The sequence below is a fragment of the Variovorax sp. Varisp36 genome, assembly GCF_047304235.1.
In the GTDB taxonomy this organism is placed as follows: Bacteria; Pseudomonadota; Gammaproteobacteria; order Burkholderiales; family Burkholderiaceae_C; genus Variovorax.
This window is the reverse complement of sequence record NZ_JBGLYU010000079.1, coordinates 1-12,666: the sequence shown is the minus strand read 5'-3', so window position 1 is coordinate 12,666 and position 12,666 is coordinate 1. Positions and strand designations below refer to the sequence as shown.

Sequence of the window (12,666 nt, the reverse complement as noted above, 5' to 3'; positions counted from 1 at the left end):
CGGCCTCTGTCGTGGGCGCTATCGCCGCTTGCCCCCATCCCAGCCTTCCCCCAGCGGGGGAAGGAGCAATACCGAAATCCCAGATCAACCGAACCGGACGTACTCGAAATCCACCGGCTGGCGGTTGATACCCATCACCGGCGGCGAGATCCAGCCGGCGAACTTGCCCGGCTCGACCACGCGGCCCATCAACGATGCCACGAAAGCGAAATCTTCGGAACTCGGCAGCCATTCGTCGCGCTTGGCGGCCCATTCGATGTCGTTTACCACGCGGCCTTCGGGCGACATCTTGATGCCGGCGAGCGCACCGATCTGGCGGTTGAAGGCCTTGTGCGGCACCGTCAGGCGCGTCGGGATGCCGGCCTTCTCGAGCACCTTGTTCCAGCGGCCGACACCGGCCACCGAATCCTTGATGAAGTCGTCGCGCAGCACTTCGTTGAGCGCATTGAGCATCGGCACGTCCTTCTCGACCAGCTGGCCGTCCTTCACCTCGAGCACCTTGTAGGTCTGGCCCTTGAGGATGTGGTCGTCCGTGCGCTTGCCTTCTTCGTAGCGGCCCTTCAGGCCGGAGCTGTAGAAGATGGCGGCGTTGCTCGACTGGTCGGCGCCGAACAGGTCGATGGTCACGCTGTAGTGGAAGTTCAGGTAGCGCTGGATGGTGCCCAGGTCGATGCAGCCGGCAGCGCGGATCTTCTGCACGTCGTCAGTCTTCAGCTCGTTCATGACCTGTGCCGTGCGCGCGATGACGCGCGACACGCCGCTCTCGCCCACGAACATGTGGTGCGCCTCTTCGGTCAGCATGAACTTGGTGGTGCGCGCCAGCGGATCGAACGCGCTCTCGGCCAGCGCGGCCAGCTGGAACTTGCCGTCGCGGTCGGTGAAGTAGGTGAACATGAAGAACGCGAGCCAGTCGGGCGTCTTCTCGTTGAAGGCGCCCAGGATGCGCGGGTTGTTGGCATCGCCCGAGGTGCGCTGCAGCAGCGCATCGGCTTCTTCGCGGCCGTCACGGCCGAAGTGCTTCTGCAGCAGGTAGACCATGGCCCACAGGTGGCGGCCTTCTTCCACGTTGATCTGGAACAGGTTGCGCAGGTCGTACATCGACGGCGCCGTGAGGCCCAGGTGGCGCTGCTGCTCGACCGACGCGGGCTCGGTGTCGCCCTGCGTCACGATGATGCGGCGCAGGTTGGCGCGGTGCTCGCCGGGCACGTCCTGCCAGGCTTTTTCACCCTTGTGGTCGCCGAAATGGATCTCGCGGTTGGCGTCGCCCGGGTTCAGGAAGATGCCCCAGCGGTAGTCGCGCATCTTCACGTGGCCGAACTGGGCCCAGCCCTGCGGATCGACGCTCACGGCCGTGCGCAGGTACACCTCATGGTTGGTCGAGCCCTCGGGGCCCACGTCGTCCCACCAGTTGATGAAGTTGGGCTGCCAGCCCTCGAGCGCGCGCTGCAGCGTGCGGTCTTCACCGAGGTTGACGTTGTTGGGGATCTTCTCGCTGTAGTTGATCGTGCTCATCGTTGTTCCTTGGGTTGTACGGACTGCTGTTCTGTCAGACGCGGTTCATGTCGAAGCCGGCTTTCTGGCCGGTGCCGTAGACCTTCAGCGCGCCCTTTTCGCCAACGGCGTTGGGACGGTTGAAGATCCAGTTCTGCCAGGCGGTGAGCCGGCCGAAGATGCGGGTGGCCATGTTCTCCTTGCTTGCGAAGCGCAGGTTGGCTTCGAGGCCGGTGAGCGCGTCGGGCGACATGGCGGCGCGCTCCTCGATGGCGATGCGGATCTCGTCGTCCCAGTCGATGTCGTCCGGTGCGGCGGTCACGAGGCCGAGCTTCAGCGCCTCGTCGGCGTCGAGCGGCTTGCCGGCGGCGGTGCGTGCGGCTTCGAGCGGCGCGGCCTCTTCATAGAAGCGGCGCTGCAGGCGGCTCTGGTCGTTGACCATCGGGAAGAAGCCGAAGTTGAATTCGTTCAGCGTGAGCTTCGGTGCGCGCTCGGCGTCGTCGGGCAGCGCGAGCATGTAGGTGCGGTCGGCCGCGAAGGCCAGCTCGGCCAGCATGCCGGCGAAGCACGAACCGGCTTCCACCAGCGCGAACAGGCTGCGCGAGGACACGTCCAGGCGCGCCAGCGTGCGGCGCAGCGCGCCGATGGTTTCGCGCACCAGCCAGTGGTCCTTGTTGGCGAGCATCACCGTATCGGACGCGAGCACTGCGGCGGCGTCGCCCTCGGTCTTGAGCAGCCAGGTGCCGATGTCGAGCTCGTTGGTGCGCAGGTTGAGGATGGCGTCGTCGAGTTCGCGGCACATCGCGAGCGGCCACCAGGCGGCACCCGCGGCTTCGATGGCGGCGATGTCGGCCGGCTGCGCACCGGTGGGCGCCTTGATGGTGATGGTCGCGGTGCGCTTGCTGCGGTCGATCTGCACGTTGACGTTCGAATACGCGATGCCGTCGGCGCTGTCGGTGCGTTCCAGGCGGGTCAGCGCCACGCCCTTGGCGTTGGCGGGACGATCGCTGCCGGCCGCGAGTTGCGAGGCGCGCTCCTGCACGGCGGCGGCGAACTGCGCGGGCTTGGCCACCGCGTCGACCAGACGCCAGTCGACCGCGCGCTGGCCGCGCACGCCTTCGACGCTGGTGCAGAAGATGTCGGCGAGGTCATGGCGCACGTGGCGCTTGTCGGTCACGCGGGTCAGGCCGCCGGTGCCGGGCAGCACGCCGAGCAGCGGCACTTCGGGCAGAGAGACGGCGGACGAGCGATCGTCCACCAGCAGGATCTCGTCGCAGGCCAGCGCCAGCTCGTAGCCGCCGCCGGCGCAGGCACCGTTCACGGCCGCGAGGAACTTCAGGCCCGAGTGCTTCGAGGTGTCTTCGATGCCGTTGCGGGTTTCGTTGGTGAACTTGCAGAAGTTGACCTTCCAGGCGTGGCCCGAAACGCCGAGCATGAAGATGTTGGCGCCCGAACAGAAGATGCGGTCCTTGCCGCTGGTGACGATCACGCTGCGCACTTCGGGGTGCTCGAAGCGCACACGGTTGAGCGCGTCGTTCAGCTCGATGTCCACGCCCAGGTCGTAGCTGTTGAGCTTGAGCTTGTAGCCGGGGCGGATGCCGCCGTCTTCCGCGATGTCGAGCACGAGGCGCGCGATGGCGCCGTCGAAGCTCAGCGACCAGTGGCGGTACTGGCCGGGTTCGGTGCGGTAGTCGACGCGCGGGGGCGCCTGGAGCGTGGTGGTGTCGGTCATGCGGAAGTCTCCTGTGGGGCAGTGTTCGGAAACCGTGAACAGGAAAGATAGTGCACTTTACTGCTCCGATGACATGCATCATGCTGCATGCATGTAGGCAAGTCAATGCCTGCTGCACTTTTTTTCAGATTTAGGGCTGGACTGGGGATTCGGGGAAGTGCGCAGGCCACGCTGCTGGTTTGCAGCCAATCAACCAGTGCTCCGAACGCTCACGCCGGCGGGGTGCCTTGCGCGGCGAAATAAAGGAGGAGGCCGCAGGCCGGGGGACATTCGCGGAGCAAGGTACCCCGCCGGCGTGAGCGAACCCCGAAGATTCAGCTCAAGCGCCCAGACCCATCGACTGGCGGGTCGCCGCACGGAGCGCCTGGAAGCTCTGCGACAAGGTCCTGCCGCTGGTGTCCACCGACAGGTCGGCCTTCGAATAGAAGGCGGCGCGGCCGTTCAGGATGCGGCGCAGGTCTTCCATCGCTTCCTTGCTGGCGGCCATCGGGCGGGTGTCGCCCTGTGCGGCCACGCGGCCCATGTGCTCCTCGGGCGCGGCCTGCAGCCACACGGTGGTGCAGTGCGCGAGCAGCTCGTTGAAGGTGGCCGGGTCGGAGACGATGCCGCCCGGCGTGGCGATCACCACCTCGCTGTAGATCTGCACCGCCTCTTCCAGCGCGCGGCGCTCGTAGCGACGGTAGGCGTTGGTGCCGTACAGGTCGTGGATCTCGCGCACGCTGCAGCCCGCGAGCTTCTCGATCTCGCGGCTCAGTTCGATGAACGGGATCTCGAGGTCTTCCGCCAGCATCTGCCCCAGCGTCGACTTGCCCGCGCCGCGCAGGCCCACGAGCGCGATGCGGCGGTGCCGCGCCGGATCGACCGAGGCCGTGCCCAGCAGTTCGCCGAGCGCCACGCGCACGCGGCGCAGGTCGGCTTCGCTGCGGTGTTCGAGCAGCTCGCGGATCAGCAGCCACTCGGGTGAGCTGGTCGTCACGTCGCCCACCAGCTCGGCCAGCGAGCAGTGCAGTGCGCCGGCCACCTGCTGCAGCACGAGGATCGACGCGTTGCCGATGCCGTATTCGAGATTGGCGAGGTGGCGCTCCGACACCTCGGCTGCAACGGCCACGGCCTTGCGCGTGAGGCCGCGCTGCGCGCGCAGGTTGCGCACCCGATCGCCCAATGCCGCCAGCAGCGGGTTCTTCGCCTCTCCTGCAGGCGCAAGGCCGTTGCCGGGGCCGCCACTTTCCGGCGCGGTGGCCAGCACCGCGTCTACATGCTCGTTCATGCAATTCCTCGTTCTTCACCGGAATTGTGCGCGCTCAGGGTAAACACCATAGATGCATTATATTGCTTGACACTCATTGTCTCGATGCTTATCGTTCGGCCACACGCAAGATACTGCACACGCAGAGATTCTGCAAGGTAGTTCAAAAGTTCGAGGCCCCACGATGTCCGACCGAAGCACCGCCGCCACAGGCAAGGAAGCATTTCACCAGCTGATTGCAGGCTTGACCGCCGAGATCGCCGGCAGGCCGCTCGACAGCGCGCTCGACCAGTGGCTCAACGCCACCCACGGCGCAGGCAGCGCCCGCTTCGAGCAGCTGCGCCAGGCCTGCATCGGCGGCGTCGCCGAAGGCTGGCTGTGCGAGCGCGAAGGCGGCGGCATCCGGTACGGCCGCGTCTTCAAGGCCGAGGACGCACTGCACCGCTTCTCGGTCGACGTGGTCGACATGCAGGACATCGCCGGCCCGCACCACACGCACCCCAACGGCGAGATCGACCTGATCATGCCGCTGGAGGGCAGCGCCGACGCCACCTTCGACGGGCGCTCGGCAGGCTGGTGCGTCTACGGGCCCGGCACCGCGCACCGCCCGACCGTGGCGCAAGGCCGCGCACTCGTTCTCTATCTGCTGCCCGAAGGGCAGATCAAGTTCACCCCATGACCGAACTCCTTCCCAACTACGTCGCCGGCCGCTGGCAAAGCGGATCGGGCGCCGGCACGCCCCTGTTCGACCCGGTCCTGGGCACCGAGCTCGCACGCGTCGACGCCACCGGCCTCGACCTGCCCGAAGCTTTTGCCTTCGCCCGCGAACAGGGCGGCAATGCGTTGCGCGCCCTCACCTACCGCCAGCGCGCCGGGCTGCTCGCAGCCATCGTGAAAGTGCTGCAGGCCAACCGCGACGCCTATTACGACATCGCCACCGCCAACTCCGGCACCGTGAAGAACGACTCGGCCGTCGACATCGACGGCGCGATCTTCACGCTCGGCCAATATGCCAAGTGGGGCGACACGCTCGGCGACGTGCGCGCGCTGCGCGACGGCGACGCGGTCAAGCTCGGCAAGGAGCCGGTGTTCCAGTCGCAGCACCTGCAGGTGCCGACGCATGGCGTGGCGCTGTTCATCAACGCCTTCAACTTTCCTTCGTGGGGCTTGTGGGAAAAGGCCGCGCCCGCACTGCTGTCGGGCGTGCCCGTGATCGTGAAGCCCGCCACGGCCACCGCGTGGCTCACGCAGCGCATGGTGAAGGACGTGGTCGACGCGGGCGTGCTGCCCGCAGGCGCGCTGTCCATCGTCTGCGGCAGCTCGGCCGGATTGATGGATGCGCTGCAACCTTTCGACGTGGCCTCGTTCACCGGCTCGGCCGAGACGGCCGCGGTGATCCGCTCGCACCCCGCGGTGGCCGAACGCTCGGTGCGCGTGAACATCGAGGCCGACAGCCTCAACAGCGCCCTGCTGCTGCCCGGCGCAGCGCCTGCCAGCGAGGCCTTCAACCTGCTCGTGCGCGAAGTGGTGCGCGAGATGACGGTGAAGTCGGGCCAGAAGTGCACCGCCATCCGCCGCATCCTGGTGCCGGCCGAGGTGTACGACGCCGCGGCCGAAGCCATCGGCGCCAAACTCGCGGGCATCACGGTGGGCAATCCGCGCAGCGAGAGCGTGCGCATGGGCTCGCTCGTGAGCCGCGCACAGCTGAATGCGGTGCGCGACGGCCTCGACGCGCTGGCCACGCAGACCACCGTGCTGCACGACAGCCGCAACAAGCCGCTCATCGATGCCGACCCGAAGGTCGCCGCCTGCATCGGACCCGTGCTGCTGGGCACGCGCGACGCCGATGCGGCGCAGCGCGTGCACGATGTGGAAGTGTTCGGGCCGGTGGCCACGCTGCTGCCGTACCGCGATCTCGCGCACGGCATCGCACTTGCGCACCGCGGCCAGGGCTCGCTCGTGACCTCCCTGTATGGCAGCGACGACGCCGCGCTCGCGCAGGCTGCGCTGTCGGTCGCACCGAGCCACGGCCGCGTGCACGTCATCACCCCCGAGGTGGCGCAGGCCCACACCGGCCACGGCAACGTGATGCCGATGTCGATGCACGGCGGTCCCGGCCGCGCGGGCGGCGGCGCCGAACTGGGCGGCCTGCGCGCGCTCGATTTCTATCACCGCCGAAGCGCGGTGCAGGCAAGCCCCGGCGTGCTCGCCGCACTCGGCCTCTAGAACGAGAGACACGGCCGAAGGAGACAAGACCATGACCCTACCCACACGATTCAACTTCGCCGAGCACCTGTTCGCCCTCAACCGCGGCCGCGCCGATCGCACCGCCTACATCGACGACCGCGGCACGCTGAGCTACGGCCAGCTCGAAGACCGCGCGCGCCGCCTCGCCGCCGCGTTGAAGGCGGCAGGCATCCGCCGCGAAGAGCGCGTGCTGCTGCTGATGCTCGACGGCAACGACTGGCCGGTGAGCTTTCTCGGCTGCCTCTATGCCGGCGTGGTGCCCGTGGCCGTCAACACGCTGCTCACGCCCGACGACTACGCCTACATGCTCGATCACAGCCGCGCGCAGGCCGTGCTGGTGTCCGGCGCACTGCTGCCGACGTTGCAGCAGGCGATGGCGCGCGGCGGCCATGAAGTGCAGGCGCTGATCGTGTCGCAGCCCGCGGGTACGCTGCCCGAGGGCGCACAGGAATTCGAAGCCGCGCTCGCCGCCGCCCCGCCCCTGGCATCGCCGGCGCAGACCGCTTCCGACGACCCCGGCTTCTGGCTCTACTCCTCCGGCTCCACCGGCAAGCCCAAGGGCACGGTCCACACGCATGCCAACCTGTGGTGGACGGCCGAGCTTTACGGCAAGCCCGTGCTCGGCCTCACCGAGAACGACGTGTGCTTCTCGGCCGCCAAGATGTACTTCGCATACGGGCTGGGCAACGCGCTGACCTTTCCGCTGTCGGTCGGTGCCACCGTGGTGCTGATGGCCGAACGGCCCACACCCGACGCCACCTTCCGCCGCTGGGTGGAGCACAAGCCCACCGTGTTCTTCGGCGCGCCCACCGGCTTTGCCGGCATGCTCGCCTCGCCGAAGCTGCCGGCGCGCGAAGCCGTGGCGCTGCGCATGTGCTCCTCGGCCGGCGAGGCGCTGCCCGGCGAACTCGCGCAGCGCTTCAAGGCGCACTTCGGCTGCGAGATCATCGACGGCATCGGCTCGACCGAGATGCTGCACATCTTCATCTCCAACCGACCCGGCGACGTGCGCTACGGCACCACCGGCCGGCCGGTGGAGGGCTACGAGGTCGAGCTGCGCGGCGAGGACGGCCGCCCCGTGCCCGACGGCGAGGTGGGCGACCTCTATATCCGCGGCCCCAGTTCGGCGCTGATGTACTGGAACAACCGCGAGAAGTCGCGCGAGACCTTCCAGGGCGGCTGGACCAAGAGCGGCGACAAGTACACGCGCGACGCCGACGGCTACTACACCTACGCCGGGCGCAGCGACGACATGCTGAAGGTCAGCGGCATCTACGTGTCGCCCTTCGAGGTCGAGGCCACGCTGATGCAGCACCCGGCGGTGCTGGAAGCCGCGGTGATCGGCAAGGAGGACGCCGAAGGGCTGACGAAGACCAAGGCTTTCGTCGTTCTGAAGGATGGCGCCGCGGTGACCGAGGAAGAGCTGAAGGCCTTCGTCAAGGAACGCCTCGCGCCGTACAAGTACCCGCGGTTCCTGGAGTTCGTGAGCGAGCTGCCGAAGACGGCGACGGGGAAGATCCAGCGGTTCAGGTTGCGCGAGAGGGAAAAGCAGGCGTGATACGCACCCCGTCTTCCTCTTTCCCCCTCCCCCGCTGGGGGAGGGCCGGGGTGGGGGCATCGGCCTTCATGCACGCGCAGCCCTTGCAGGCACCGCTTGCCCCCATCCCAACCTTCCCCCAAAGGGGGAAGGAGCAACAGCCGGAGGCAACATGATGAGCACGGCGTTCGCCAACATCACCTGGCGCGGCCGCCCGGTCCGCATCGAGTGCCAATGGATCGCCCCGGAGCGCACCGATGCGCCATTGATCGTCTTCCTCCACGAAGGCCTCGGTTCCGTCGCCATGTGGAAGGATTTCCCGACGCGGCTGTGCGAAGCCGCCGGCGCCCGCGGCCTTGTCTTCTCGCGCCCGGGCTACGGCCGCTCCACCCCGCGCGCCGGCGACGAGACCTGGGACGTCGACTTCATGCACCGCCAGGCGCATGAAGTGCTGCCCGCCTTCTTCGCCGCGCTCGAGCTCGGCGACGAGAAACCCTGGCTCTTCGGCCACAGCGACGGCGCCTCGATCTCGCTGCTGTATGCGGCGCGCTTTCCCGAGCGCGTGGCCGGCCTGGTGGTGCTGGCGCCGCACATCTTCGTCGAGGACGTGACGCTGGCCAACATCGAGCAGGCCCGGGTGGCCTACCTGGAGACCGACCTGCCGAAGAAGCTGGGCCGCTATCACGACGACGTCGATTCGGCCTTCTGGGGCTGGAACCGCGTCTGGCTCCATCCGCCTTTCAGGCAATGGAACATCGAAGCCGAGCTCGATGGCATCCGTTGCCCGATTCTTGCTATACAGGGTATCGACGACGAGTACGGCACACTCGCGCAGATTCGCGGCATCGCCAGGCGCGTGCCGGGCACCGAGCTGCTGGAGCTGCCTGACTGCGGGCATTCCCCGCATCGCGACCAGCCCGAAAAAGCGATAGTGGCGACCGTTTCATTCATGGGCGACCGGAATCCTCGGTCAGGGAAAACTCGTGTTTGAGAGATAAATGATTTACCCTTAAAGTATCTGCGCCAGCGGCGGCGCGTCGTGAAGACACGCGCCCCAACCCGTCGCCCCCGTCTTCAAGCCGTTCCCCTTTCATTTCAATACCACGCCAGGAGATCACATGAGCACCCGCATCGCCCGCACCACCCTGACGGCCCTCGCCCTGGCCTGCATCGCCACGCTGGGCCACGCCCAGCAAGGCAAGCTCAAGGTCGGTCTGATGCTGCCCTACAGCGGCACCTACACCGCCCTGGGCGTGGCCATCGAGAACGGCTTCAAGCTCTACGTGGACGAGCACGGCGGCAAGCTCGCCGGCCGCGAGATCGAATACTTCAAGGTCGACGACGAGTCCGACCCTGCCAAGGCGACCGACAACGTCAACAAGCTCATCAAGCGCGACAACGTCGACGTGATCGTGGGCACCGTGCACTCGGGCGTCGCCATGGCCATGGCCAAGGCCGCGAAGGAAAGCGGCACCGTGCTGATCGTGCCCAATGCCGGTGCCGACGCGGTGACCGGCCCGATGTGCGCGCCCAACATCTTCCGCAGCTCGTTCAGCAACTGGCAGCCGGCCTACGCGATGGGCGAGGTGGCGGCCAAGCAGCAGGGCAAGAAGAAGGCGATGACCATCACCTGGAAGTACGCGGCCGGCGACGAGTCGGTTGCAGGCTTCAAGGAAGGCTTCGAGAAGAACGGCGGCAAGGTCGACAAGCAGCTCACGCTGCCCTTCCCCAACGTGGAATTCCAGGCGCTGCTGACCGAGATCGCGGCGGCCAAGCCCGATGCGGTGTACGCCTTCTTCGCCGGCGGCGGCGCGGTGAAGTTCGTGAAGGACTACCAGGCCGCCGGCCTGAACAAGACCATTCCGCTGTACGGCCCCGGCTTCCTCACCGACGGCACGCTCGACGCGCAGGGTGAATCTGCGCAGGGCATGCTCACCACGCTGCACTATGCCGACGGCCTGAACACCGCGCGCGACAACGCCTTCCGCGTCGGCTACGCCAAGGCCTTCAAGCTGCAGCCCGACGTGTATGCCGTGCAGGGCTACGACGCAGCGCAGATGCTGGGCGTGGGCCTTGCCGCCACCAAGGGCGACATCTCGAAGAAGGCCGAGTTCACGGCCGCCATCGAGAAGGCGAAGATCGACAGCCCGCGCGGCACCTTCACGGTGAGCAAGTCGCACAACCCGGTGCAGGACATCTACCTGCGCAAGGTAGAAGGCAAGGAAAACAAGCTGGTGAGCACCGCGATCAAGGGTCTCGCCGACCCCGCTCGCGGTTGCCGGATGTAGACAAGGCACTCCCCCAGGCTGCGCACACTTCGTGTCGCTTCGCCTTCCCCCTCTCCGGGGGCGACACCTGCGGCCCGGCAAAGCCGGTTCCGCGGTGTCTCCCGAACATCGCGGGCGCTATCGCGCCACGCTCTCTTTCGGTCTCACAGGGATGACCTAACGTGGATTTCGGAACCTTCTTGGTCCAGTGCCTGAACTCGGTTCAGTACGGGCTCCTACTCTTCCTGGTGGCCTCGGGGCTGACGCTGATCTTCGGGATCATGGGTGTCATCAACCTTGCGCACGGCAGCTTCTACATGATCGGCGCGTACATGGCGTTCGCGCTCGCGCCGCTGTTCGGCGACCAGTTCCTGCTGATGCTGGTGGCCGGCGTGGTGCTGGCGGCCGTCTTCGGCTACCTGCTCGAATGGGCCTTCTTCAGCTACCTCTACCAGCGCGACCACCTGCAGCAGGTGCTGATGACCTACGGGCTCATCCTGGTGTTCGAGGAGCTGCGCTCCATCCTTGTGGGCAACGACGTGCACGGCGTGAAGGTGCCGGCATGGCTCGACGGCAGCTTCGCGCTGGGCAACGTCATGAGCTATCCGTGGTATCGCCTCTTCGCCTCGGCCGCCTGCATCGTGCTGGCCGTGGCGCTGTACTGGGTGGTCAACCGCACGCGGCTGGGCATGATGATCCGCGCTGGTGCGAGCAACCGCGACATGGTGCGCGGCCTGGGCATCGACGTGAAGCGGCTCTACCGCATCGTGTTCGCGGCGGGCGTGGCGCTGGCGGCGCTGGCCGGCATGATCGCGGCGCCGATGTCCTCGGTGTACCCGAACATGGGTGCGAGCGTGCTCATCATCTGCTTCGTGCTGGTGGTGATCGGCGGCATCGGCTCGATCACGGGCGCGCTGGTGGCCTCGCTGCTGGTGGGCTTCGTCGATACCTTCGGCAAGGTGTTCTTCGCGGACCTGAGCGGCATCGGCATCTACCTGCTGATGGCCATCGTGCTGATATGGAAGCCCGAAGGGCTGATGGGGAGGCGGCCATGAAGAGGACCGCATTCCTCGTGCCGGTGCTGTGCGCCGTGCTCATCGGCGTGGCGGGCCCGTTCATGGGCAACTACGTTTCCGACTTCGTCGTGAAGATCATGATCCTGTCGATCTTCGCGCTGAGCCTCGAACTGCTGGTCGGCATGACCGGGCTCGTGAGCCTGGGCCATGCGGCCTTCTACGGCATCGGCGCATACGTCACGGTGCTCGCTTCAGGCAGCGAAGGCGGCAACTTCGGGCTGCTGCTGCCGCTGGCCATGGGTGCGGCGGCGCTGTATGCGCTGTTCGTCGGTGCATTGAGCCTGCGCACGCGCGGCGTGTACTTCATCATGGTGACGCTGGCTTTCGCGCAGATGGCCTTCTTCGTGTTCCACGACACCAAGGTCGGCGGCGGCAGCGACGGCATCTACATGTACGTGCGGCCCGCCCTCGGCGCGCTCGACATGGAGAACCGCACGGTGCTGTTCTACGTGGTGCTGGCCTCGCTGGTGTTCACCTACGGACTGCTGGCGCTCATCCGCCGCTCGCGCTTCGGTGCGGCGCTGGCGGGCATCCGCGTGAACGAGCAGCGCATGCGCGCCGCGGGCTTCTCGGTGTATGCCTACAAGCTCGCGGCCTTCGTGCTGGCGGGTGCATTGGCGGGGCTTGCCGGCTTCCTGCTGGCCTCGCGCGATGGCGTGGTCAACCCGGAACTGATGGCATGGCACAACTCGGGCGAGGTGCTGCTGATGGTGATCCTCGGCGGCCTCGGCCACCTGCGCGGCGCGGTGATCGGCGCCATCGCGTTCACGCTGCTGAAGGAGATCTTCTCGACCCATGCGGTGATGGGCCCGATGGCGGACCACTGGCAGCTGACGCTGGGCCTGACGATCATCGTGTTCGTGGCGCTGCTGCCCAAGGGGCTGATCGGGCTTGTGAAGCGCCTGTCGCCGAAGGAGGCCGTGTGAAGTCAGCTCTCCCCCAGGCTTCGCGCACTTCGTGTCGCTTCGCCAACCCCCTCACCGGGAGCAACACCAGCGGCCCGGCAAAGCCGGCTGCGCGGTGTTCCCTGCATTTCTCCCTCCCCCGCTGGGGGAGGGCCGGGGTGGGGG

At 67.2% G+C, this 12,666-nt stretch carries 10 protein-coding genes; 7 read left to right on the top strand and 3 right to left on the bottom strand.

Translation table 11 applies throughout. From position 1 onward, the window contains the following. Positions 1 to 84: 84 nt before the first annotated feature. The 3 genes from boxB to ACCD11_RS27850 all read right to left on the bottom strand — a co-directional run bounded on the left by boxB (position 85) and on the right by ACCD11_RS27850 (position 4,490). On the bottom strand, positions 85 to 1,512 hold the full coding sequence (boxB, locus tag ACCD11_RS27860; RefSeq protein ID WP_007832636.1) for a benzoyl-CoA 2,3-epoxidase subunit BoxB: 1,428 nt from the start codon (positions 1,510 to 1,512) through the stop codon (positions 85 to 87). 34 nt (positions 1,513 to 1,546) lie between these two features. Continuing rightward, complete coding sequence (gene boxC / locus ACCD11_RS27855) at positions 1,547 to 3,223, bottom strand: 2,3-epoxybenzoyl-CoA dihydrolase (protein WP_007832637.1); 1,677 nt, start codon at positions 3,221 to 3,223, stop codon at positions 1,547 to 1,549. A gap of 319 nt (positions 3,224 to 3,542) precedes the next feature. After that, a complete protein-coding gene (locus ACCD11_RS27850; protein ID WP_413316313.1) occupies positions 3,543 to 4,490 on the bottom strand; it encodes a helix-turn-helix transcriptional regulator in 948 nt (315 codons plus the stop codon). Positions 4,491 to 4,653: 163 nt separating this feature from the next. On the opposite strand from ACCD11_RS27850, the gene ACCD11_RS27845 reads away from it, so the two are divergent. The 7 genes from ACCD11_RS27845 (at position 4,654) to ACCD11_RS27815 (ending at position 12,522) form a co-directional block, all read left to right on the top strand. Then, the gene (locus ACCD11_RS27845) at positions 4,654 to 5,148 is read left to right on the top strand and encodes a DUF4863 family protein (protein ID WP_413316311.1); all 495 of its coding nucleotides are present in this window, start codon (positions 4,654 to 4,656) and stop codon (positions 5,146 to 5,148) included. Continuing rightward, positions 5,145 to 6,695, top strand: a complete 1,551-nt coding sequence (locus tag ACCD11_RS27840; RefSeq protein ID WP_413316309.1) for a 3,4-dehydroadipyl-CoA semialdehyde dehydrogenase — start codon at positions 5,145 to 5,147, stop codon at positions 6,693 to 6,695. Before ACCD11_RS27845 ends, ACCD11_RS27840 begins: the two co-directional genes overlap by 4 nt. Positions 6,696 to 6,726: 31 nt before the next feature. Then, positions 6,727 to 8,274 carry a benzoate-CoA ligase family protein gene (locus tag ACCD11_RS27835; protein WP_007832646.1) on the top strand — a complete coding sequence of 516 codons (1,548 nt, stop codon included), beginning with the start codon at positions 6,727 to 6,729 and terminating at the stop codon, positions 8,272 to 8,274. Positions 8,275 to 8,428: 154 nt separating this feature from the next. After that, a complete protein-coding gene (locus ACCD11_RS27830; RefSeq protein ID WP_413316315.1) occupies positions 8,429 to 9,244 on the top strand; it encodes an alpha/beta fold hydrolase in 816 nt (271 codons plus the stop codon). Between the two features lie 127 nt (positions 9,245 to 9,371). Beyond that, positions 9,372 to 10,541 carry an ABC transporter substrate-binding protein gene (locus tag ACCD11_RS27825; protein WP_413316307.1) on the top strand — a complete coding sequence of 390 codons (1,170 nt, stop codon included), beginning with the start codon at positions 9,372 to 9,374 and terminating at the stop codon, positions 10,539 to 10,541. 161 nt (positions 10,542 to 10,702) lie between these two features. Next, on the top strand, positions 10,703 to 11,575 hold the full coding sequence (locus ACCD11_RS27820) for a branched-chain amino acid ABC transporter permease (RefSeq protein WP_007832654.1): 873 nt from the start codon (positions 10,703 to 10,705) through the stop codon (positions 11,573 to 11,575). Further along, positions 11,572 to 12,522 carry a branched-chain amino acid ABC transporter permease gene (locus ACCD11_RS27815; protein ID WP_413316304.1) on the top strand — a complete coding sequence of 317 codons (951 nt, stop codon included), beginning with the start codon at positions 11,572 to 11,574 and terminating at the stop codon, positions 12,520 to 12,522. Before ACCD11_RS27820 ends, ACCD11_RS27815 begins: the two co-directional genes overlap by 4 nt. The last annotated feature ends 144 nt before the right edge of the window (positions 12,523 to 12,666 follow it).